Consider the following 24642-nt stretch of genomic DNA (forward strand, 5'->3'; position numbering starts at 1 on the left):
CCTAAATATTTTATTAATTATATCATTATTTTTTATCACTTATCTTTTGGTGTTCTTATAAGCCTTCCAATAGTAACGCCTATATACCTAATTAACTCATCTGCTTTGGAAGTGATGGGATAATAGGCTGCCGCCTATTGAGGGAAATTCAGCAATCATCCCAACTCTTTAAAAAATGATGAGTTGTAGCTGATATTCATTTCCAACGGAGTTGGGATAATCTCGGCAAAATCCATATAGAAGTAACAAAAGAGTATCACTTTTATATATATATCTAATTTGCACACCCATGTAACCTGAATGTAACCTGAATGTAACCGAGCAAATGCCCTTAAAATGGGATTGCCACCCTGCACACCCTACTTTATATAAAAAAACCATATTATGATATTAAAAAAAGCAAATGCCCTAAAATAGGGGAGTTTAAAAAAAGCAAAATAAAAAAAAGTAAAAAGTTGTAAAAAAAATGGCTTAAGGTTTCAATTTTCTCAATAAACATGGTATAATACTCCAATAAAAGAATGATGATTTAGCATTTTAGCTTAAAAATAGCTTAAATTTGTGCTATTTTTTGCTAGTCATACCAGCTTAAGGTATGACCTGTTTTTTATATTGCTTGATTTTAGGGTGTTTGTGTGGTGCTTTTGCTGTCCGTAAGGGTCACCAAGATACTATTTAGATATTATCCTAAAATATGTATAAAATATTTTTGATTATTTTTAACCTGTAAAAAAATATTATATAAAACTATTTGTTAATTTTTATATTTATCTATAAAAATATAAAATTCTTATAGATAAATATGTTAAGAAAGTATTTGATTAATTGCGATGATTAAAATAGCAATTGGAGCTACAAATTTAAGCATAAAATACCAAATTTCAAAAATAATTTCTTTTTTCATAAAAGGCATAAAAAATCCTTTTACTTTTTCTTTTGGTATGACAAATCCAACAAAAATAGCACTTAAAATAGCTCCAACAGGAAGTCCAACATTTGAACTTGCAAAATCTAAAATATCAAAAAAGCTTTTTCCGCCAAAATTTAATGCTTGGCTAAAATTTAAATTCAGCGACATTATACAAAGTGAACCTAAGATAAAAACAAAACAACCTAGATAACAAAGTGCTTTTTTACGGCTAAATTTATACTCATTTATAAGATAAAAAGTAAATGGTTCTATCATAGAAATCGCCGAAGTAATACCTGCAAAAAATAGGCTTAAAAAAAACAAAAAAGATAAAATATTTCCAACTATCCCAAGCTTTGCAAAAAGCGTAATAAGTGAGAAAAATACAAGGCCAACACCTTGTTGGGTTGGGTCACCACTGTATTCAAAAACAAAGGTAAAAACTATAAGTCCCATCATTAATCCAATTGCAATGTTTATTAAAACTATGTAAAATGAACTTGTTACTGGATTTACATTATCACCTAAGGATGCTGCATACGTTAATATACACCCAACTCCTAGACAAAGTGTGAAAAATGAAAGACCCAAAGCTGTTAAAAGCGAATCAACACTTAGCTTTGAAAAATCGGCATAAAATAAAAACTTAAATGCTTCTTTGAAACCATCAAAACTAACCGAATATAAAAGCATCAAAACTAGCAAAATAAAAAGCGTTGGCATAGCATAGACATTTAATTTTTCAATGCCACTTTTTACTCCTTTTGAAACAACTAAAATAGTTAAGATAAAAGCTATGAAAAAGAAAAATATACTTCCTAAAAGATCACTTCCAACAAATCCCTCAAACATGGCTCTTGCACTATCGATATCTTTTGGCAAAGCAAAAAGTGAAATAAAAATATATCTTATAACCCAGCCCAAAATTACCAAATAAAAAGATAAAACTAAAATTCCACTTACCATAGTAAAACCTGCAAATTTCCATTTTTCTTTATTGTTTGGAGCTAATGTTTTATAGGCATTTACTGGATCTTTTTTACTTGATTTACCCATATAAATTTCGGCTAAAAATATGGCAAATCCAATAGTTATGGTAATTAGCAAATATAAAAGCACAAAGGCAAATCCGCCATTCATACCAACTAAAGTTGGGAATTTCCAAGCATTGCCAAGCCCAACGGCACCACCAACAACTGACAAAATAAAACCGATTTTACTAAATTCTTCTCTCATAAAAATCTCTTTTTAGCTAAAAAATAGTTGATTTACCATGATTATAACAACAGCAACTGGAGCAATAAATCTTAAGAGAAAATACCAAATTAAAAATAATTTTCTTCCCATATAAAGTCCAAACAAAGCATAAAGGCTTTGTTTTTTCATAACAAATCCAACAAAAATAGCTACGATTATGCCAGTTGTTGGCATCATTAAATTTGAAGTTAAATAATCTAAACAATCAAAAAATGACTTGCCAAAGAATGTTAAGTTGTTAGAAGTTACGTTTTGATAAGATAAAATACAAAGTATTCCCATGATATAAACAAACACAAAGATAAATTTTAAAGCTTTTTTGCGACTAAATTTATAGTTATTTATAAGAAATAAAGCTGATGGTTCTATCATAGAAACAGCACTTGTTAAAGCAGCAAATAAAAGCGAGATAAAAAACATAGCAGCAAATAAATTCCCAATAAAGCCGAGCTTTGAAAAAAGAGTAATTAAAGATATAAATACAAGACCAGGACCTTCTTGAGCTGGATTTCCACCGTATTCAAATATAAAGGTAAAGACAATTAAGCCCATCATAATGCCAATTAAAATATTTATAAAAACAATTGATAGTGAGCTTGTTAGTAAATTTGTTTTATTAGGAAGACTAGCTGCATAAGTTATTATAGTTCCAACACCAAGAGATAAGGTAAAAAATGCTAAACCTAAGGCTGATAAGATAGAGTCTTTATTAAGCTTTGTAAAATCAGGCATAAGCATAAATTTGGCTGAGTCTAAAAAGCCATTCATATTCATAGAATAAATTAGCATTATTATCAAAAATATAAAAAGTGCTGGCATCATCCAAATATTTAACCTTTCAATACCACTTTTTACACCTTTAGAAACAACATAAAAACTCATTAAAACAGCAATTGTAAAGTAAAATATACTAGTACCTAAATCTTTTGTCAAAAGCGAGTTAAAGATTTCCTCGCTTTCTTTCATAGAGTTTGGTAAAAAATAGATACTTGTAACTACATATTTTAAAATCCAACCCATTATAACGCTGTAAAATGAAAAAATTAAAATTGCACCGATTATACAAAACCCTGCAAATTTCCATAAATTTTTATTTTTTGGAGCTAAACTTTCAAACGCACCAACGGCATCTTTTTCGCTTATTTTTCCAATTGCAATTTCACCTAAAAATATAACAAAACTAACTAAAAATGTTAGTAGTAAATACAAAACTATAAATGCTGATCCGCCATTTTGCCCTACTAAAGTAGGAAATTTCCACGCATTTCCAAGACCAACTGCACTTCCTGCAACTGCTAAAATAAAACCAATTTTGCTAAATTTTTCATTCATTATATTACCTTTTTCTAAGCTTTTAAAAGTGAATTTATCATTATAACTACAACAGCTACTGGAGCTATAAATCTAACGAAAAAATACCAAATTTCAAAAACTTTTTTGCTCATACAGTGGCTAAAAAATGTTTCTAAAGTCTCTTTTTTTAGGATAAATCCGACAAAAATAGCAGCAAAAAATCCGCCAAGAGGCATAATGATATTTGAAGCTAAATAATCAAGCAAATCAAAAAAGCTTTTATTGAAAAATGTAAAATAATCACTCGTTAAACTAAGTGAGGATAAAATACAAATAGTTCCTAAAAGATAAACTACAATTCCTATTAAAATAAGTGCCTTTTTACGGCTAAATTTATACTCATTTATAAGGTGAAACGCAGATGGTTCTACCATAGAAACTGCACTTGTTAATCCTGCAAAAAATAAAGCTATAAAAAAAGTTATTGCTAAAATATTTCCTAAAACTCCCATATTTGCAAAAAGCGAAGTAAGCGAGATAAAAATAAGTCCAGGACCTTGCTGTGACGGGTCACCACCATATTCAAAAATAAAAGTAAATACTATAAGTCCCATCATTAAACCAATTAAAATATTTATAAAAATTATAGAAAATGTGCTTCTTAAGAAATTTGTATTGTCATTTATACTTGCTGAGTAAGTTATAATCGACCCTGCTCCAATTGACATACTAAAAAAAGCAAGTCCTAAAGCATATAAAACGCTATTTGTATTTAAAGCGTCAAAATTTGGCACAAATAAAAATTTAACCGCTTCATAAAATCCATCCATACTCATAGAATAAATTAGCATTAAAAATAAAAGTATAAAAAGTGTTGGCATCATCCATATATTAAGCTTTTCAATACCGTTTTTAATCCCTTTTGATACCACAAAAAAAGTTATAAAAAAGACAAAGCTAAAGCATAAAATTTGGCTTAAAAAATCTTTTAAAAGTAAATTTTCAAAAGTAGTTTTTGAGCTATTTATATCAACTGGTAAAGAGCCAAAACTCATAAAGAAGTATTTTACAATCCAACCAATTATAATACTATAAAAAGATATTATTAAAATCGCACCAATTATAGTATAACCAACGAGCGACCAAGCTTTTTTATGTTTTGGAGCAAGAGTTTTATAGGCATTTACTGGGTCTTTCTCACTAAGTTTTCCAATACTTAACTCAGCTAAAAATATAGTTGATCCAACACATAAAGTTAAAATTATATATAAAAGTATAAAAGCAGATCCGCCATTTTGCCCTACTAAAGTAGGAAATTTCCACGCATTCCCAAGACCAACTGCACTTCCTGCAACAACTAGGATAAAACCTATTCTACTAAATTTCTCATTCAAAACCAAACCTTTTTAAAATATTAAATTGATTTAAATTTATAAGTTTGTAATACTACCATAAAAAAGCTTTGTTTTAAGTCAAAATTTAAAATTTGTTATAAATTTATAAAATTTAATTTCTTTTTTTATCATCTACAAAAATTAAGTCAAATCCAGTTCGTCTTTTTTCTAAATATCTTTTTGTTCCTGTATTTGAAAATTTATCAATCTCTTTTTTTAGATCCTCTATCATTTCTTCATATTCATCAATTTGTTCTTTTAGTCTAAAAACAACATCAACTCCTGCCAAATTTAAACCCAAATCTCTAGTTAATCTTAAAATCATCTTAATTCTATCAACATCATTTTGAGAATAAAGTCTCATCTTACCTTTTGTTCTATCTGGCTCGATCAATCCTTCTCTTTCATACTGTCTTAGTGTCTGAGGATGAATATCTAAAATTTTAGCAACTACACTTATCATATAAACTGGTTCATCATAGCTTTGCATAATAGATTCCTTTCTAAAATATTTTTATAAATTTATCTTATAGTTTTTCTTCAAGTATTTTTACAGCTTCTTTATCAAGATTTTCAATATCTGGAAGCAAAACATTTACTTTTAGGTATAAATCTCCATAGATTTTTGTATTTCTGTTTTGAATACCATATCCTTTAAGTCTTATTTTTTGTCCATTTTTTGTATTTTTACCGATTTTTATACTGACTTCTTTTTTTGGAGTGCTTACTTCAACTTTACCACCAAATAAAGCAGTTTTTAAAGGAATTTCAATTTCTTTGTATAAATCATCATCTTTTATTTCATACTCACTGCTTGGAGTAACGCTTAAGTGTAAAATTATATCCCCTACACTTCTTCCATCGCTTGAGACTTTTCCTTTGTTTCTTATACGAAGTTTTTCCCCATCTTTTACACCTGCTGGGACTCTTATTTTAATACTTTGATTATTTATATTGATTGTTTTTTCACCGCCTTTTATAGCAAAATCAAAATCCAAATTAAGTCTTGCATTTATGTCTAAATTTTCACCAAATCCTCCAAAACCACCACCGAAGCTACCGCTAAAATCTGCATTTTTAAAGCCTCCGCCAAAAATATTTCTAAGTATGTCATTTAAATCACCAAAATTTTCGGCATTTCTTGCAAAATCACTAAAATTTTGATTGCCAAACATACTATCACCTCTGGCATCATATTGTCTTCTTTTTTCATCATCGCTTAAAATTTCATAGGCTGCATTTATCTCTTTAAATTTATTCTCAGCTTCTGGGTCTTTGTTAATGTCTGGATGGTATTTTCTTGCTAATTTTCTATATGCTTTTTTTATATCTTCATTACTAGCATCTTTACTAACACCTAAAGTTTCATATAGGCTATCACTCATACTTCCAATCTCCTTTTAACTATCATTTAATAATTCTAATGAAACTATTATAAATCAAGTTTAATATTTTTACTTTAAAAATTTAAGTCTTATTGTATCATAAAGTTTAGTCTAAGTCAATCAACTTTAAATTTAAACTTTTTCACACTGGCTATTAATCACAAAATTTAAGCATAAAAATAAACACTTTTAGTTATAATGTCTTAAAAATTTAAAGGGCATTGTATGAAAATTTTAATGATTGAAGATGATGTTGAACTAGCTGAAATTTTAACAGAGTATTTAGAAAAATTTAAAATGGAAGTTGTAGTGGCTGATGATCCATATATTGGTCTTTCAAAGTTAAATTTAGATAATTTTGATGCTGTTATATTAGATCTTACACTGCCTGGACTTGATGGACTCGAAGTCTGTAAAGAAATAAGAAAATCAAACAATGTTCCAATAATTGTATCAAGTGCAAGACATGATTTAACCGATAAAATAAATGCGTTTGATTTTGGTGCAGATGATTACTTGCCAAAACCATACAACCCAAAAGAGCTTCTTGCAAGACTAAAAAGTGTTATAAGAAGAAGCGAGGGTTTGCTTAGTCAAAATGAACAAAAACAAAACTCTACAAAAGATCTTGTTGTAAATGAGTTTGAACACACCATAACTTTAAAAGGAAAACCACTAAAACTAACAGTTGCTGAGTATGACATACTAGCATATCTTATACAAAAAGAAGGTGGAGCTATAAAAAGAGAAGAGTTAATTTATAACTGCGATGCGATAAGTGAAGACTCAACAAATAAAAGCATAGATGTAATAATTGGAAGAATTAGAGCAAAGCTTGGAGAAAATTCTAAAAATCCAAAATATATTCACGCAATAAGGGGCGTTGGCTATAAGTTGATACAATAATAAAAAAAGAAAATTTATGAAACATTCATCTATATTTTATAGTATAACTTTTATATTTATACTATCAACAACAAGTATTTTTTTAGCTTTTTTATGGCTTATTAATTACGATAAAGAAAACTATACAAAAGAACTTAATAACAAATACTCAACAGTTTCTGACACGGCACTTTATAGGTTTGCTAAACTAGTTAGCCAAGATGAGTATGAAAATCAAATGAAAAACTACAATATGGTAAAAATATCAGATGATAAAAATATAGCTGCTATTGAACAAAATGGAACTATTTTGCAAGAAGTAAGTGTCAAGCTTGGAACTTCAGCTATAATTCTATACAATAGACACCATTTTTTAAAAATTAAGCATAATAATGAAGAGATTTTGCTTCAAGATGCAGACTATCAACCATATCGTTATCATATCATAAAAGTTATATTTTTATTTGTTTTTACAATTCTTTTAATAACATATATTTTCATCATAAGAAAAATAAAACCTTTGAGAAAGATAAAAAGGCAGATTGACAAATTTGCAAATGGGGATTTAAATATAGAAAATGCAAAAACTGGAAATGATGAGATAAGCGAAGTCGCTGATGCGTTCTATACTGCTGTAATGCAGATAAAAAAACTAAATGAATCGAGACAGCTTTTTTTAAGAAATATCATGCATGAGTTAAAAACCCCAATTACAAAAGGTAGAATTACAGCCGAGATGATACCAGAAGATAAGTATCAAAAAAGGCTTATTTCTGTTTTTGAAAAACTCGAAGAACTTATAAATGAATTTGCAGCAGTTGAAGAGGCAACTTCTGGGAAAAAGCTAAATATAGTTGATGTCTATCTTATAAGCGAACTTATAGATGAAGCTATAAATTTAGCAATGGTTGATAGAAAAAATATTAAAATTTATGGTGATAAAGAGTTAGAGCTTAAAGTAAATTTTAAGCTTTTTAACATAGCTATAAAAAACATTATTGATAATGGGATAAAGTATTCAACTGATAAATTTATAGAAATTTATATAAAAGAAAATTCTTTAGAATTTCATACAAAGGGAGAAAACTTAGAACAAGATTTAAGCTTTTATATAGAACCATTTTCAAAAGGAAGCAACGCTAAACAAAGCTTTGGGCTTGGGCTTTATATAGTTGATAATATTATTAAATCACATAATTTAAAATTCTGCCATAGATATGAAGATGGAAAAAATATATTTTATTTTGATGAGTTAAAAAATATAATTAGCAATTCTGAAAATATTGATCTTAGTATAATCGATGAAGTTCAAAAGTCAGACAGTAAATAAATTTAAGCTTGATTTAAATCTTAATCTTTAATGATTGTGAGCTTAAATTTATTATTTTACATCTTTAAATTTTGCATGAAGTCTTTGCGAGGTTTAGATAAAACTCTACCCTCCACAAAGAATAAATTTGACAAAAGTTTTAAAAACTAAATAAGACCAACCTCTTTTTTGATTACTTTTACATATTCATCTCTTAAAATTTTACTCCATTTGCCTATTTTACCGCCATTTATTAGCTTGTAATCTATTTGAACAACAGGAAGTAAAACCCAAGTTGCAGCACTCATAAAAACTTCGTCAGCCTTATAAGCTTCATCTAAAGTTATATTTCTCTCCTTGACTTTGAGATTAAGTTTTGAAGCGATTTTTAGTATAGTTTTTCGTCTAATTCCAGGAAGAATTTCATTTGAGAGTGGTTTTGTTATTAAAACATCATCTTTTACTATAAAAAACGACGAACTTCCACCTTCAGTAATGTGTCCGTTTTCTATCATAACACACTCATTAGCTCCCAATTTATAAGCTTTTGTTTTTGCAATGCATTGAGCAAGCAGTGAAACACTTTTTATATCTCTTCTTTTCCATCTTAAATCATCAGTTGAAATTATTTTTATACCACTTTTTGCTAAAGGATTATTTAGTATTTCACATTCATAAACAAATGATACAAATGTTGGCTCTAAATCCTCTAAAAATATAAAATTTCTTGGTGCTACGCCTCTTGTAATTTCTAAATAAATAGCCCCTTCAATAATATTATTTTTCCTAATAAGATTATAAATAATTTCTAAAACTTGTTCTTTATTAAAATTAAGTTTTATCTCAATTTCATTAAGACTTCTTGTAAATCTCTCCCAAAAGTCATCTTTATTTGCCAAATTTGAATTAATTATCGGAACTACTTCATAAATTCCATCACCAAAAATAAATCCTCTATCAAAAATACTTATTTTTGCATCTTTTTTATCCATATATTTACCATTTACATAGACAATTTCACCAAGTTTAGAAGCCATTTTAAAATCCTTTTATAAATTTGAGATTTTTATTTTATCAAAATATAAATTTATAAAAGTTAAAAAGTTATCTTTATAACAAAGTTTTGAGAAATTTTTGGTAAAATAGGAGCAAAAATTATTTAAGGTAGAAAAATGAAAACTAACTGTTTTATAGATAAAATTCTTTATGGTATGTTTTTTGTATCAAAAAAACCTGTTTTATTTAGGGATTTACTGGAGGCAAACTCAGCTTACAATGACGGAATGTTAGTAGATCCTTCGAAGTTAAATTTTAGATTTAAATATGGAAAATCATACATAATTTTTGGAATTTTGTGTATTGTAGTTTTAATGCCACTTATTGGAGTTGGACATAAATTTTTTGAAAAGCTAAATATCCATTTTTCGCTTTTAATAACAATTTTAATAACTTCTTGTATTTTTATAGGCTTTGATATATTCAAAGCTTACGCTAGAAAAAAACTTACCCACAAGCTTATAAAAGATGCTTGGCAAGTGCATTTTCCATATTTTCCTTATGAAAAATACTCAACCAAAGCTCAAGAAATTTACGATGAAGCTATTAAAAAAGAAATTCCAAAAAGGGATTTGGAGCAGTATGTTTTAGACAAACTTGTCACAAACAATAGTTAAAATTTTTCAATATTTTTAAACTTTGTATAAATTAAATTTGAGTTTTTATAAAAAATTTCTATATTTTTATTTAGTTTATTAGAGCTGTTTAAAACACTCTCACCTTGCTTTTTGAACTCTTCAAAAATTTTTGAAAGTTCGAAAATTTCATTTTTTATAGAAGAGATATTTTTATTTATATTCTCATCTTTTATAAAAACACTTGCATAATTTAAAATAACAAGCAAATTTGTAGGACTTGCTAAAAATACTGATTTTTGCACCATATACTCAAAAAGCTCGCTAAAATTTGAACAAATATAATTAAATATTGCCTCACTAGGCAAAAACATAATGGCATATTTTACTGTTTGACCTGAAATTACATATTTATTTGAAATATCATCAATATGTTTTTTTAAATTTCTAACAAACTCTTTTTGATACTCCAAAATATTTTCATTATTATCCAATCCTTTGCAAATTTTTTGATAACTAGATAGTGGAAATTTTGAATCAATTCCTAAGATAAGATCACTTTTTAAAAACAAAGCCACATCTACAATTTTATCATTTTTAAGTTTATATTGGGTTTTATAAAATTTACTATTATCACCATAACTCAACTTTAAAATTTTATATAGTTCAAACTCACCAAAATTTCCTCTAAGTTTGTGGTTACTAAAAATTGAGTTTAATTTCATTACTTCATTTTTTAAAAGAATTGCTGAATTGTTAGCACTTTCAAGCTCGTTAATTTTATCTAAAATGTGTTTAAAACGCTTATCTAGGCTATCTATACCACCTGTTAGTGTGTTAGTTGTTATTATGTTTGAATTAGTAACACTATCATTTAAGCTCTTATTAAAAAGATAAAAATTATCTTTTAAGCTATCATTTACATCGTTTATTAAAGAAATACTGTTTTGATTTTGTTCATAGATAAATTTTTGCGTATTTAAGATCTCTTTTTTTAAAATTTGGCTTAATATAAAAAAACTAGCTACTAAAATAATTAATAAAATTACGGCAAAAACTAGCAGTAAAAGCATTTGATTACTCATTTTCAAATTCCACACTTAATGGATCAATTATCTCATATTTAAATTTTAAAGATTCGATTTTATTTTCTAAATCTTTATTTTCCTCAACTAGTACAGAATGCTTTACACGAAGCTCTTCAATATCTCTACTAATATAATAAATTTCATTTCTAATATAAATAATAGGCACAAAAATAGCAACTACCAAAGCCAAAATTAAAAAAGCTACAACAAGATCAAAAAAACCAAGCCCTTTACTTTCTTCATCAATATCTTTGTTATCAATGTCTTGATTTTGTAAATTTGTATTTTTTAGATTAATATTTTGAAAATTTATGTTTTCATTCATTTTATTTTAAATATCCTTAATTTTGCACATTTGCTTCGCGAGTTATTGAGTATCTCATCATTGCCTGGAGTGATTGGTTTTTTTGTCACTATCTTACCTAAGGCATGATTTCCACCACATTCGCATTTTATAAAAAATTCAGGACAAATACACTCTTTTTCCCATTTTTTAAATTTATTTTTTACAATTCTATCTTCAAGAGAATGAAATGTTATTATGACAACCATAGTATCTTTTAAATTTGCATTTTCAATTGATGTTAGTAAATTTTCAAGTTCCAAAAGCTCATCATTTACCTCTATTCTTAAAGCTTGTAAAACTAAAATTATCTCTAAAATACCATTTTTTCTAACAGGTTTTAACCCAACTAAATTTGCCAGTTCTTTTACACTTAATATTTCTTTTTTTTCCCTATAATCTACTATTTTACCAGCTATAAGCTTGGCATTTTTAAGTTCGCCATATTCTTTAAAAATTCTTTCAAGTTCACCTAAGCTATATGTATTTATAACAAATTTTGCATCTTTTTTATCATTTTGATTCATTCTCATATCAAGATTATTACTATTTAATGAAAATCCTCTACTATTTTTATCAAGTTGCAAAGAAGAAACACCAATATCTGCTAAAATTCCTCTAATATCATCTGTATTAATATCACTGAGTGAATTTGAAAAATTTGAATGTTTTATAAAAACCCTATCTTTAAACTCATCAAGATATTTTTTTGAATAATTAATTGCTTCTAAATCTCTATCAAAACCTATTAATTTTATATTTTTATTTTGTCTTAATATAGCACTTGAATGCCCCGCATATCCAAGTGTGCAGTCGATTATAGTACCATTTTTTATATCGCTAAATGCTTTTAGTACCTCGTTTAACAAAACAGGAGTATGTACCACATATGTCCTTAACTTTAAAAATTTCGTGTATAATAACACAATTTTATTTAAAAAGGCTAAATTTTGGACATAAATCAAACCACTTTGCTATTTCAAAAGCTTTCTTTATCAATGTTTAGGAAGAATTTTTTTGGTATATTTCATGGCTCACTTTCTGCAAAAATAGCCTCAAATAAATTTATGATAAATAAAAAAGATGCGATTTTTGATGGGCTTTTAGAAGATGACTTTGTTATTTTATATGATAAAAAAGACTATAGATGGAATGATGCAAGTATAGATAGCGATATTCATTTAAATATTTATAAAAATATTTTTGAAGCAAAATTTATAGCTTTTGCGATGCCTCCACACACTGTTAGTTACTCACTAAATCATGATTATATAATCCCAAAAGATTTCTTTGGTTATAAAAAATTTGAAAAAATTAAAATTTATGATCCTAAAAATCTGGATGATTGGTACGAAAGAGCACCTTATGAAATTTATAAAACAATGATCACAAATAAAACAAATTTTTTAGTAATTAGAGGATATGGTGTTGTAGCATATAATAGAACTATGACAAATTTAGCAAAAGAAATTGCACTTTTAGATAATAGTTGCAAAATACTATCTTACGAAAAAATATATACTTAAATTTCTAATTTTATAAATTTTTTGCACTAACTAACAAAATGTTAGTAAAAAAGTGCAAAATTTTAAAAATAAAAGCTCGATTTTAAGCTTATATAAGCTTATTTTTAGTAAAATATACAAAATTTTGTTAGTTAGTAAAGGGAGATTGATGTTAAATTGGATGCAAAAAAATAGAAAAGCACTAATTCCAACTATTTGGATAAGCACTATTGCTTTTGTTGGAGCAGGTTTTGTTGGATGGGGTGCGTATAGTTTTAAAGCAGATAGCTCATCTTCTGTGGCAAAAGTTGGAAATACTCCTATAACAATAAGAGAATTTCAACAAAAATATAATAATATTTATAACTATTTAAACTCACTTTCAGGTGGAACTATGACTAGTGAGCAAGCTGATAAGATGAATCTTGATATGGTTGCTTTATCACAAATAATACAAGATACATTAAAACTAAATTTTGCAAACGATTTAGGCATTGGTGCAAATAATGAAGATGTTGCTAAGTATCTAGTCTCTATGCCTGAATTTCAAATAGCAGGAACATTTGATGAAGAAATTTATAAAAACGCCCTTGCAAGAATTGGTGTCAAACCAAAAGATTTTGAAAGCGATCTTAGAAAAAGTGTTATCCTAGATAAACTTAGTCATGCTTTAAATTTGAGTGTTTCAAAAGAAGAAATACAAGCTTTAGCAAGTGCATATTTTATGCAAGATAGAGTTAAAATAGATATAAAAACTTTAAATTTTAATGATGTTAATGCAACAGATGAAGAGATAAAAGCATTTTGGGAAAAACAAAAAGACAGTTATAAAACAAAAACAAACTATGAGTTAGAAAGTTATTTTGTAAAATTAGATCAAGATATTGATGAAGACAAAATAAAAAAATATTGGGAAGAAAATAAGAATTTATATCTAAACAGTGATGATACATTAAAAACTTTTGAAGAAGCAAAAGAAGATGTTTTAAAAAATTATAAACTTGATATAACCAAAAAAGATGCAAATAAAGCCTATATTGCTTTAAAAAATGGCGATTTAAAAACGAATGAAAAACTAAATATAAAAGAAGATGATTTAGACTTTCCAGTTAATGAAATAATTGGTAAAAATGTAAATGAGTTTTTGAAGCCATTTGAATATAAAGATGGCTATTTAGTAGCAAAAATAGCACAAATAAATTCTCCAAAAACTATGGATTTTGAACAAGCCTACGAATATGCTAAAAATGACTATAGAGATGAAAAAGCAAAAATAGAACTTGAAAATTTAGCAAAAGAAAGTCTAAGTAGTTTTGATACAAATGACAAAGTAAAAGATCTTGGTTACATTTCAAGAGATAGTAAAATAACAGTTGATGGTCTAACGGAAGAGGAAGCAAATTATTTTATAAATGAGCTTTTTAACACAGTTGGAAAAATAAAAGGTTATATAATTCTTAATAATAAAGCAGTATCTTATGAAATCACAGATCAAAAACTTGAAAATCCTGAAAAAATAGCAGAATATAAAGAGAGTATAAAAGAAAATATATCGAATTTAAAAAACACTGAATTAAATCAAGACTTACTTAATTTGCTAGAAAAAAGATATAAAATAGAACAATTCTATAAAGGTAAAAGCATTGAATAGTTCATTGAATGATAATAATTATTATATATTAGGCTTGGATGTTGGCTCCATAAATACAACCGCTGTTGTAGCTAAGGTGGATGAAAGTGGAGTTAGTATATGTGGCGTTGGAAAGAACACAACTTCAGGACTTAAAAAAGGCGTTATTACAAATATTGAAAAAGCTGCTTCTTCTATAAAAAATGCAACAAAAGAAGCCATAAGAAGTGCTGGTAAAAATCCTGATAAAATAATAGTTTCAATTGCTGGAGCATATACACACAGTGTAAAATCCCAAGGTATAGTCAGTGTTTTATCAGGCGAAATAACAATAGGTGAAATCAAAAGAGCAATGCAATTAGCTCAAGATAATGCAGTAGTTGGAAAAGATAGAGCTATTTTGCATGTTTTACCATATAGTTTCAAGGTTGATGGACAAGATCACATAGAAGATCCAATTGGAATGTGCGGATCAAGACTTGAAGTTTTTACTCATGTTGTAACAGCTGATGAAAACTCTGTAAGAAATCTAATAAAAGCAACAAAACTTGCAGGACTTGAGATAGATAATATGGTTCTTTCTGGCTATGCTTCAGCCATATCAACACTTACCAAAGAAGAAAAAGAGCTTGGTGTTGGACTTATTGATATGGGTGGTGCAACTTGTGATATAGTAATTCATCTAGGAAATTCAATCATATATAATGAAAGCCTTCCGGTTGGCTCATCAAATATAACTATGGATCTTTCAAAAGCGCTAAATACTCCACTTGCAAATGCAGAGGAGCTAAAAACAAACTACTCAAAACTACTTGAAGAAGATACCAAAGAACTTAGAATTCCAACTATGGGTGAAAACTCATCAACACACACCGCAAGTATGGATATAGTTATAAAAGTAGTTTATGCGAGAATAGAAGAAACCATTTTGCTACTTTACAAACAACTTGAAAGCAGTGGATATTTAAATAGGCTTGGTGCTGGGCTTGTTGTAACTGGCGGTTTAGCAAAAATAGATAATGATATAAGAAATATAATTTCTATGGCTTTTGGCAATATTCCAGTAAGATTAGCAAAACCAAAAGAAATTGGTGGACTTTATGAAATTTGCAATGATAGTGAGTATTCTTGTGTTATAGGGCTTTGCCTATATGGGGCTGGGCATTTTACTAGATACGAAATAGATTCAAATGGACATTTGAAGTATCTTGATAATAAAAAAATAGACTTTGAAAAGTCTATTTCTTCAAATAACCAAGAAGAATATAAAAATGAAAACTCAGAAACAAAAGATGATGAAACTTCGGTGAAGCTAACTCAAACATTAAGAGATGTTAATGATATAAGTGCTTTTAAAAAATTTATTAATAGATTAAAACAAATATTTTAAAGGATAAGGATATGAACGGTTTTACAATAGAGGAAAATAAAGGTGTATATGGTGCTAGAATGAAGGTTATTGGTGTTGGTGGCGGTGGTTGCAATATGATAGATCATATGATTAGAGAAGGTTATGATAGAGTAGAACTCATCGTGGCAAATACTGATGCTAAATCACTTGATAAATCAATTGCAAAAACTAAACTACGACTAGGAGATATGGGCTCAGGTATGGAGCCAGAATTTGGAAAAAAAGCTGCTGAGGAAAATTTTGATTTATTAAAAGATGCGCTTGAGTATTCAGATATAGTTTTTATTTCAGCAGGTCTTGGTGGAGGAACAGGCACAGGTGCTTCGCCAGTAGTTGCAAGAGCAGCTAAAGAAAATAAGGCTTTAACAATAGGTGTTGTAACAACTCCTTTTAAATTTGAAGGTAAAAAAAGAGCATCTCTTGCACAGGCGGGAATAGATGAGTTAAAAAAAGAGTGTGATTCCATACTTGTAATACCAAATCAAAAACTTCTTAGCTTAATAGATAAAAAAGCAGGAATTAAAGAAAGCTTTAAAATGGTTGATGATGTTTTAGCAAGAGCAGTTGGTGGTATGTCATCTATAATACTTGATTCAGGAAATAGTGATATAAATCTTGACTTTGCCGATGTTAAAAAAATAATGTCTCATAGGGGTCTAGCCTTAATGGGTGTTGGAGTAAGCGAAGGAGAAGATGCACCTAAAGAAGCTATTCAAGAAGCAATACAATCCCCACTGTTAGACGATATGAGTATAAATGGTGCAATGGGCGTTTTAATACATTTTAAAATTCATCCTGATTGTTCTTTGCTTGAAATAAGTGAAGCAGTTAGCCTAGTAGAAGAAGCAGCTCATGATAATGCAGACATTATCTTTGGAACTACAACTGATGCATCTATAGAAAATAATAGGGTTGAAGTAACACTTATAGCAACAGGTTTTGAAGAAGCATCTGAAAAAAAAGAAGATGACAGCCAAAAAGATTCTTTGGATGAAACTAAAGCAATTTCAAGAAGACAGATTAATCAAAGAGTTAGTGGAAGCGATATAGATTTAAAAGATATATATGATAATCTTGATGAGCCAACATACCTTAGATACAAAGCCGATTAAAATCCAAATTTAAACTATCAAATTTATAAAATCTGATAATTTAATTGCTGTTTTAATCATTTTATATGCTTAAACATATAGGTTGTATTTTAATAAAAAAGTAATTAAATAAATTTAAAAACTGTATATTAAATTAAATTTGACAGAGTTATCTCTGCCAAATTTAATTATGCTTTCTAATGCAAAAAGTGCCTTATTCCAGTAAAATACATTGACATTTTATTATCATCAGCAGCTTTTATAACCTCATCATCTCTTATTGATCCACCAGGTTGTATAACAGCACTAATTCCTACTTTTGCAGCTATTTCAATACTATCACTAAATGGAAAAAACGCTTCACTTGCAAGTACTGCACCTTTTAGATCGATTCCCATATCATTAGCTTTTAAAACAGCAGCTCTAGCTGCATCAACTCTACTTGTCATGCCCATACCAATAGCCACTAAGGCACTATTCTTAACATAAACTACACAATTGCTTTTTGTTAAAGCTGCTACTTTCCAAGCAATTTTTAAATCCTGTAATTCAGTTTTTGAAGCTGGTTTTTTGGTTACACATTTTGCATTTTCAACTTCACTATCTTTTACAAAATCTCTTTCTTGATATACAAACCCACCATCAATATGTTTAAAGTCGAAACTCTCATTTGCTCTAACTAAAAAATCACTATTTTGAGTAAAAATTTTAGTTCTTTTTTTATCACTAAAAACATCTAAAGCCTCATCAGTTACATTAGCAGCAATAATAACTTCCATAAAAGTTCCTTTTTTATGAAGCTCTAAAGCAAGTTCTTTATCTAAAGTTCCATTTATTGCTATAACGCCACCATAGGCTGAAACTGGATCACACTTTAAAGCTTCTTTATAGCTATTTAGCAGATTATCTTTTATAGCAAAACCGCAAGGATTTGCATGTTTACAAATCGCAACAGCAGGACTTTTTCCAAAGCTACTTGCTAAACTTAAAGCTCCATGGATATCTGTCATGTTGTTAAAACTTGCTTCGCCTTTTACGGCCTTAAAGTGCTTTGTAAAGTGATCTTCAAACTCATATAAAGCACCTTTTTGGTGAGGATTTTCACCATATCTAGTATCAAAAACTTTTTTGCCAACTATAAATTTATACTCACCAAAATCATTATTAAAACGTTTATTCATATAATTTGCTATCATGGAATCATAGCTTGCGGTATGTTCATAAGCCTTTATCATCATTTTTTTTCTAAACTCTGCATCATTTTTGCCATTTTTAATAGCTTTGATTACTAAATCATAATCCATACTATCAGTTACTATTAAAACGCTTTTATAGTTTTTTGCAGCACTTCTTACCATTGTTGGTCCACCAATATCAATATTTTCTATAATTTCATTAAAATCATCAGTTTTATTGATGGTTTCTTTGAATGGATATAAATTTACACAAACTAGATCAATAGCTTCAATGTCATTTTTAGCTGCCTCATCATCATCAAGACCTCGTTGAAATAAAATACCACCATGAACTTTTGGATGGAGTGTTTTAACTCTGCCACCAAACATTTCAGGACTTTTTGTAAAATCACTTATCTCAGTAACATCCAAGCCATTTTTTTTAAGTAATTTATATGTTCCGCCTGTGCTTATTAGCTCATATCCTAAATTTACAAGCTCTTTTGCAAACTCACAAATTCCACTTTTATCACTAACGCTAATTAGTGCTTTCATGCTTTTTTTCACCCTAACTCCTTTTTAAAAAATTCACCTTTTAAACTCTTTTTGTAAAATTTCATACGCCTCATTTATCTCTTTTAATTTTTTGGTTCCTGCATTTATTATCTCCTCATCAGCACCTTTTCCCATTAAGATATCTGGATGATATTTACGAACCAAATTTCTATACTGTTTCTTAACCTCATCAAAACTCGCGCCTTTTTTAAGACCCAAAACCTCATATGGGTTTTTTACATTTTCGTTTTGGTAAGTATTTTGTGAGTGGTTTTGGTAAGTGTTTTGAAATTTGGCAAAAATTTCTTCTTTTATATGTGGTGGGAGTCCAAACCCATCGCAAATTTTTGAGATAATTTGTTTTTCTTCATGGCTAAAATCTCCATCTATAAAAGCCATGTTTAGAAAAAATATAATTCTATTAACAGCATCTAAAAAAGATAAATTTAACTCTTTGTTATATCTAAAAGCTACTTCATATGCATTATTAATATTTTCTTTTTCTTTATTATAGACAGCTTTTAAGATCTCTCTATCATTGCTATTTCCATCAAATTTATAAACTAAATCATCTAGAATTTGGGATAGCAAAGAAGCCTCTTCTTCATTTACTCTACCATCGCTTTTTGCTATTTTTGCTAACAAACTCACTATAAATTTAGCCTCCAAAAGGCTAAATTTAGTAGTTTTTTTATATGTTTTTTTACTTGTTGATTTAGCTAAAAAATAAAATATAATTAAAGCTAAAATAAAATAAAACATTTAAATAAGCTTTTCAAGTGTTTTAAAATAAATTTCTCTAAGCTTATCAATGCTAAAACTCATATCATCAAGTATGAATTTATCTCCACCGCTAACACCTAGTTTTAGAACTTTTAAGCCTAAATTTAGAGCCTCTTTTTTAAATTTTTCCTCATCTTTTACACCAATAATTGCTCTTGAAAAACTCTCATCAAAAATAAAATTTTCATTTTCAAAATTAGTTTTAAATTCACCTCCGATGTTTGAAACAGCAGCCATTTTTGCTAAAGCTATAGCAATACCGCCAATTCCAACTGAATTTGCAAACTCTAAATTATCATCTTTGTTTTGTGAAATTATCAAATCCCACAAAGCTTTTTCTTTTTCAAAATCGATTTCAGGCAATTCTCCACCAAGCTCATTATTAATCACAGTTTGATAAAGTGATCCTGCAAAAACGCCATTTGTTTCACCAACTAAATACACACTTATGCCACTTTTAAAAATGCTTGGTAAATTTTTATTTTCATTTACACCAACACAAACTATTGCAGGTGTTGGATGAATATTAATACCATCACTATCATTATATAAACTAACATTTCCACTAACAACTGGAGTATTTAGTTCTTTACAAGCATCTTTTATGCCTTCACAACCCATCATAAATTGCCACATTATTTCAGGATTCTCAGGATTTGCATAATTTAAACAATCAGTTATAGCTAAAGGTTTAGCACCACTCATAGCCACTTTTCTTCCACTTGTAGCAACTGCCAAAGAAGCCCCTACTTTTGGATTTACAAAATTTATTTTAGGATTACAATCAAGCCCCATTGAAAGCATAACCCCATTTTCTTTTACTCTTAAAATATTTGCACCTAAATAACCAGGCTTCTTAACTGAGTTTGTGCCAACTGTAGAGTCAAACTGAGTATAGATATAGCCTTTATCAACTACATTTTCATCACTAAAAAGCTTTAAAAAAGCTTCTTTTTTTGGAATGCTAAAATGAGTTTTTATATTTTTTATTTCATCTAAATAATTAGGTCTCTTTATTGGCCTATCAAGTATAGGAGCATCTTCGCTGAGTGGTTCTATTGGAAGTTCTCCAACCAACTCATCATACCAAAATAGTTCCATTTTTTTAGTATTTGTAACCTCTCCTACAACTGCTGCATCAAGCCCTCTACTTGTGAAAATTTCAATTACTTTATCTTCGAAGCCTTTTTTTGCACAAATTAGCATTCTTTCCTGACTTTCACTTAGCATTAAATCATAAGGTGTCATACCTTCTTCTCGCATAGGAACTTGATCTAGGAAAAGCTTCATACCACTTTGACTTCTTCCAGCCATCTCAAAACTTGAGCTTGTAAGTCCTGCTGCACCCATATCCTGAATGCCAACTATATAGTCTTTTTTAAATAACTCTAAGCAAGCTTCCATTAAAAGCTTGCCCACAAATGGATCTCCTACTTGAACAGTTGGTCTTAAGGCTTTATTTTCATCATTAAAGCTATCACTTGCCATTACAGCTCCGCCAAGCCCATCTCTTCCTGTTTTTGAGCCAGCATAAATTATCAAATTTCCAACTCCACTTGCCTTGGCATAAAAAATCTCATCTTTTTTAACTATTCCAAGACAAAAAGCATTTACTAAAATATTTCTATCAAAGCTATCATCAAATGTTGTTTCTCCACCTATTGTTGGAATTCCAGTGCAGTTTCCATAGTGCGCTATCCCACTTGCAACACCCTTTAAAAGATGTTTTTGATATTTATTTGTTTTTATATTTCCAAATCTAAGCGAATTTAGATTTGCCACAGGTTTTGCTCCCATGGTAAAAATATCTCTTAAAATTCCACCAACCCCAGTTGCAGCACCTTGAAATGGTTCAATATAGCTTGGATGGTTATGGCTTTCCATTTTAAAAACAGCTGCCATGTCTCCGCCAATGTCAATAACTCCTGCATTTTCACCAGGTCCTTGTATAACCCAAGGTGCTTTTGTAGGAAAACCTGTAAGATATTTTTTACTTGATTTGTAAGAACAGTGTTCACTCCACATAGCTGAAATTACACCAAGTTCTAATAAATTTGGTTCGCGGTTTAAAATAGAGAGAATTTTTTCATACTCGCCATCTGTAATTTTATGTGCTTTGATAGTTTCTTTATCCATTTTTTGTCCTTAATATAGATATTTAAAAATATATAAAATGATAGCTAAATTTGACTATGAGTTTAATTAATTTTGTTAAAATTAAAAGAATTTTATAAATAAAGGCAAGTTATGCAAAATTTAAATGATGAAATTTCACAAAACAGAAGTCAAGTTAAATTTCCAGATGGAGATGAAGGAATAAAAACCTTAAAAAGAATGAATGAAGCTCATAACGAGGGTGCTTTGTGGGCTATTTCTAAAATAAATTTAGATGAAAATAAACAATTAAATATTTTAGATATTGGTTGTGGCGGCGGACAAAATTTACTAAATTTAAGCATTAAATTTAAAAACTCAACGCTTTTTGGCATTGATTATTCGCCAACTAGTATAAATTTAAGTGCTGAAATTTGCAAAAATTTAGTGGTTAATAAAAGACTTTGTTTGAATATTTCAGATGTTCATAAAATGAGTTTTAGTGACAGCAAATTTGATTTAGTAACTGCTTTTGAAACGCTTTATTTTTGGGAAAATTTAGACATTGCATTTAAAGAGATAAAAAGAGTTCTTAAAAAAGATGGCAAATTTATGATATTTTTAGAAGGTACTACAAAACAAACACTTGAAAAATGGGAAAATTTAGGCGAAGGGATTAAACTTAAAAATAAATTAAATCCAACTAAGGTTAAGGAAATTTTAAATAAAAATGGCTTTTTAAATGTTGAAATTTACCAAAAAGACAAAAGCGAAAAAACTTGTTTTATAGCAAAAGTGTAAATTTGCTAAAAGTCGCAATATACAGTCTTTTAAGCTATTTTTAAAAAAAGTGTATTTTATTAATATTTTATAAATATTTACTTAACTTTTATAGAGTATATCCTTTAACAAAGGAGAAATATATGAATTTTAAATTTAAAAAAGCCTATAATCCAGCGGTTTTTTATCCATCGATTATAGTGCTTTTTATAGTTTTAAGTATATGTTTGGTCTTTCCTACATCTACTTTAAAAAATCTTAAAGCGATCCAAAGCTATCTAACAACTAATTTTGGATGGTTTTATGTTTTAAGTGTTGCTTTAATTTTCTTTTCAATGCTATTTTTAATGATATCTAGATTTGGAAATATAAAACTTGGAAGTGATCACTCAAAACCTGAGTATTCAAATTTAGCATGGTTTGCTATGCTTTTTGCAGCAGGAATGGGAATTGGGCTTATGTTTTTTGGGGTTGGTGAGCCACTTATGCATTATCTTGCACCACCATCAGCAGATCCTCAAACTATAGAAGCCGCAAAACAAGCTATGAAACTTACATTTTTTCACTGGGGGTTTAACGCTTGGTCAGTTTATGGTATAGTTGCTATAATACTAGCTTATTTTGCTTACAGACACAATCTTCCACTTACCTTAAGATCTGCCTTTTATCCAATAGTTGGAGATAAAATTTATGGAAGATTTGGAGATGTAATTGATATTTTAGCTGTACTTGCTACACTTTTTGGTGTTACAACTTCTCTTGGATATGGAGTTTTACAAATAAATGCTGGTTTTAACTATCTTTTTGGCATAGAAATGACTACAAATATTCAAATTATAACAATACTAATAATAACAATTTTCGTAACAATCTCTGCAACAAGTGGTGTTGATAAAGGCATAAAAATTTTAAGTCTTTCAAATATATTTTTAGCATTTTTATTTGTAGCTTTTATATTTATTTTGGGAAATACAACTGGGCTTTTAAAATCACTAGTCGAAAATACAGGAAACTATCTAACATCTTTCATAGGTGATAACTTCAACCTTTTTGCTTATGAGAAAAAAAATGAAAATTGGCTTGGTGGTTGGACGCTTTTATACTGGACTTGGTGGCTTTCTTGGTCGCCATTTGTAGGACTATTTATAGCTAAAATTTCACGCGGAAGGACTATAAGAGAATTCGTTGTTGGAGTGCTTTTAGTTCCATCTGGATTTACATTTTTATGGATGACTGCTTTTGGAAATAGCGCAATAGAGCTTGTGAATGAGGGCTTTGCTAGACTTGCAGATGTAACAAATCAAGATGTCTCACTAGCTTTATTTGTATTTTTAGAAAAATTTCCATTAACAAGTGTGCTATCTGGTATTTCAGTTTTAATGATATGTCTATTTTTTATAACTTCGGCTGATTCATCTGCTATGGTTATAGATATGCTTTGCTCACGCGGGAAAGATAGAACCCCTGTTTGGCAAAAGATATTTTGGTGTGTTTTAATAGGTATTATCGCAGCTGTTTTACTCTATACTGGCGGACTTGATGCACTTCAAACTATGACTATCATCTCAGCACTTCCACTTTCTATAGCACTACTTGGCTGTATGTATGGGCTTTTTAAAGCTTTAAGAGTTGATTATGAGAAAAGTTACACAAGAAGCATTTTCAATCTCCCAACAGGACTTACTAGCTCAAAAAGATGGCAAGATAGACTTAAAAATATTATTGATACGCCTAATAAAGATGATGCAAGAGATTTTTTACTTGAAGTTGCGGAACCTGCCTTTAACGAAGTTTGCGATGAGTTTATAAAAAATGGGCTGAAAGCAAGAATAGAAAAAATAGGCATAAATGGAAAAATCAATATTCATGTTGGAATGGGTGAAGATACCGATTTTATTTATGGTGTAAAAATTATAAAAACTCAAACTCCTGATTATGCTATGAGCGATAACTACTATAGAGCCGAAGTTTATCTACTAGAAGGTGGTCAGGACTATGATGTAATTGGTTGGAGCAAAGAAGCTTTAATAAACGATGTGATAGATCAATATCACAAACATATGTATTTTTTACATAAAACAAATAGCTAGTTAGCTAACTTAAAAAGTCAAATTTATTTTAAA

At 28.8% G+C, this 24642-nt stretch carries 21 protein-coding genes; 9 read left to right on the forward strand and 12 right to left on the reverse strand.

Annotated features, from left to right (window positions below; genetic code table 11):
• Nucleotides 1-805 precede the first annotated feature (805 nt).
• The 5 genes from O6B72_RS03655 to O6B72_RS03675 form a co-directional block, all read right to left on the reverse strand.
• Nucleotides 806-2146, reverse strand: coding sequence for a sodium-dependent transporter (locus O6B72_RS03655; protein ID WP_016646850.1), 1341 nt, complete (start codon nucleotides 2144-2146; stop codon nucleotides 806-808).
• A 12-nt stretch (nucleotides 2147-2158) separates the two neighbouring features.
• Entirely contained in the window at nucleotides 2159-3499 is a 1341-nt protein-coding gene (locus tag O6B72_RS03660) for a sodium-dependent transporter (protein WP_269487325.1), read from the reverse strand.
• A gap of 14 nt (nucleotides 3500-3513) precedes the next feature.
• Nucleotides 3514-4854, reverse strand: coding sequence for a sodium-dependent transporter (locus O6B72_RS03665; RefSeq protein WP_018712610.1), 1341 nt, complete (start codon nucleotides 4852-4854; stop codon nucleotides 3514-3516).
• A 112-nt stretch (nucleotides 4855-4966) separates the two neighbouring features.
• The gene (locus tag O6B72_RS03670; RefSeq protein WP_024962519.1) at nucleotides 4967-5347 is read right to left on the reverse strand and encodes a heat shock protein transcriptional repressor HspR; all 381 of its coding nucleotides are present in this window, start codon (nucleotides 5345-5347) and stop codon (nucleotides 4967-4969) included.
• Nucleotides 5348-5381: 34 nt separating this feature from the next.
• Complete coding sequence (locus O6B72_RS03675; protein ID WP_258298630.1) at nucleotides 5382-6239, reverse strand: DnaJ C-terminal domain-containing protein; 858 nt, start codon at nucleotides 6237-6239, stop codon at nucleotides 5382-5384.
• A gap of 225 nt (nucleotides 6240-6464) precedes the next feature.
• Between O6B72_RS03675 and O6B72_RS03680 the strand changes: the two genes are divergently transcribed.
• Entirely contained in the window at nucleotides 6465-7145 is a 681-nt protein-coding gene (locus tag O6B72_RS03680) for a response regulator transcription factor (RefSeq protein ID WP_016646845.1), read from the forward strand.
• A gap of 16 nt (nucleotides 7146-7161) precedes the next feature.
• Entirely contained in the window at nucleotides 7162-8454 is a 1293-nt protein-coding gene (locus O6B72_RS03685) for an ArsS family sensor histidine kinase (RefSeq protein ID WP_269492249.1), read from the forward strand.
• Nucleotides 8455-8600: 146 nt separating this feature from the next.
• On the opposite strand, the gene O6B72_RS03690 is transcribed toward O6B72_RS03685, so the two are convergent.
• Nucleotides 8601-9470, reverse strand: a complete 870-nt coding sequence (locus O6B72_RS03690; protein ID WP_156846719.1) for a D-amino-acid transaminase — start codon at nucleotides 9468-9470, stop codon at nucleotides 8601-8603.
• 135 nt (nucleotides 9471-9605) lie between these two features.
• Between O6B72_RS03690 and O6B72_RS03695 the strand changes: the two genes are divergently transcribed.
• Nucleotides 9606-10106 carry a hypothetical protein gene (locus tag O6B72_RS03695; protein ID WP_101637585.1) on the forward strand — a complete coding sequence of 167 codons (501 nt, stop codon included), beginning with the start codon at nucleotides 9606-9608 and terminating at the stop codon, nucleotides 10104-10106.
• Here the strand turns inward: O6B72_RS03695 and rmuC are convergent.
• Genes rmuC through rsmH form a run of 3 tightly spaced genes read right to left on the reverse strand, consistent with a single transcriptional unit; the run spans nucleotide 10103 to nucleotide 12382 of the window.
• Entirely contained in the window at nucleotides 10103-11149 is a 1047-nt protein-coding gene (gene rmuC, locus O6B72_RS03700) for a DNA recombination protein RmuC (protein ID WP_269492251.1), read from the reverse strand. The genes O6B72_RS03695 and rmuC overlap by 4 nt on opposite strands.
• The gene (locus O6B72_RS03705) at nucleotides 11142-11477 is read right to left on the reverse strand and encodes a P-loop NTPase family protein (protein ID WP_101637583.1); all 336 of its coding nucleotides are present in this window, start codon (nucleotides 11475-11477) and stop codon (nucleotides 11142-11144) included. The genes rmuC and O6B72_RS03705 overlap by 8 nt, the downstream gene beginning before the upstream one ends.
• Entirely contained in the window at nucleotides 11474-12382 is a 909-nt protein-coding gene (gene rsmH, locus O6B72_RS03710) for a 16S rRNA (cytosine(1402)-N(4))-methyltransferase RsmH (protein ID WP_269492252.1), read from the reverse strand. The genes O6B72_RS03705 and rsmH overlap by 4 nt, the downstream gene beginning before the upstream one ends.
• Nucleotides 12383-12445: 63 nt before the next feature.
• Between rsmH and O6B72_RS03715 the strand changes: the two genes are divergently transcribed.
• The 4 genes from O6B72_RS03715 (at nucleotide 12446) to ftsZ (ending at nucleotide 17153) form a co-directional block, all read left to right on the forward strand.
• Nucleotides 12446-13021, forward strand: coding sequence for a class II aldolase and adducin N-terminal domain-containing protein (locus tag O6B72_RS03715; protein WP_016646838.1), 576 nt, complete (start codon nucleotides 12446-12448; stop codon nucleotides 13019-13021).
• 148 nt (nucleotides 13022-13169) lie between these two features.
• Nucleotides 13170-14651 (forward strand): peptidylprolyl isomerase, encoded by a 1482-nt coding sequence (locus O6B72_RS03720; RefSeq protein WP_269492253.1) that lies wholly within the window; start codon nucleotides 13170-13172, stop codon nucleotides 14649-14651.
• The gene (gene ftsA, locus O6B72_RS03725; protein WP_156846725.1) at nucleotides 14644-16020 is read left to right on the forward strand and encodes a cell division protein FtsA; all 1377 of its coding nucleotides are present in this window, start codon (nucleotides 14644-14646) and stop codon (nucleotides 16018-16020) included. The genes O6B72_RS03720 and ftsA overlap by 8 nt, the downstream gene beginning before the upstream one ends.
• 11 nt (nucleotides 16021-16031) lie before the next feature.
• The gene (gene ftsZ, locus O6B72_RS03730) at nucleotides 16032-17153 is read left to right on the forward strand and encodes a cell division protein FtsZ (RefSeq protein WP_269492255.1); all 1122 of its coding nucleotides are present in this window, start codon (nucleotides 16032-16034) and stop codon (nucleotides 17151-17153) included.
• A gap of 176 nt (nucleotides 17154-17329) precedes the next feature.
• On the opposite strand, the gene purH is transcribed toward ftsZ, so the two are convergent.
• Genes purH through purL form a run of 3 tightly spaced genes read right to left on the reverse strand, consistent with a single transcriptional unit; the run spans nucleotide 17330 to nucleotide 21781 of the window.
• On the reverse strand, nucleotides 17330-18862 hold the full coding sequence (gene purH / locus O6B72_RS03735; protein WP_180753830.1) for a bifunctional phosphoribosylaminoimidazolecarboxamide formyltransferase/IMP cyclohydrolase: 1533 nt from the start codon (nucleotides 18860-18862) through the stop codon (nucleotides 17330-17332).
• Between the two features lie 33 nt (nucleotides 18863-18895).
• The gene (locus O6B72_RS03740) at nucleotides 18896-19624 is read right to left on the reverse strand and encodes a DnaJ domain-containing protein (protein ID WP_101637577.1); all 729 of its coding nucleotides are present in this window, start codon (nucleotides 19622-19624) and stop codon (nucleotides 18896-18898) included.
• A complete protein-coding gene (purL, locus tag O6B72_RS03745; RefSeq protein ID WP_269492256.1) occupies nucleotides 19625-21781 on the reverse strand; it encodes a phosphoribosylformylglycinamidine synthase subunit PurL in 2157 nt (718 codons plus the stop codon).
• 111 nt (nucleotides 21782-21892) lie between these two features.
• Between purL and O6B72_RS03750 the strand changes: the two genes are divergently transcribed.
• Both O6B72_RS03750 and O6B72_RS03755 read left to right on the forward strand, forming a co-directional pair.
• Nucleotides 21893-22540: a class I SAM-dependent methyltransferase gene (locus O6B72_RS03750; RefSeq protein WP_269487105.1), complete on the forward strand. Its 648-nt coding sequence runs from the start codon at nucleotides 21893-21895 to the stop codon at nucleotides 22538-22540.
• A gap of 122 nt (nucleotides 22541-22662) precedes the next feature.
• A complete protein-coding gene (locus O6B72_RS03755; RefSeq protein WP_101637574.1) occupies nucleotides 22663-24609 on the forward strand; it encodes a BCCT family transporter in 1947 nt (648 codons plus the stop codon).
• Nucleotides 24610-24642: the final 33 nt, after the last annotated feature.

Source organism: Campylobacter ureolyticus (assembly GCF_027277485.1).
GTDB lineage: Bacteria > Campylobacterota > Campylobacteria > Campylobacterales > Campylobacteraceae > Campylobacter_B > Campylobacter_B ureolyticus_B.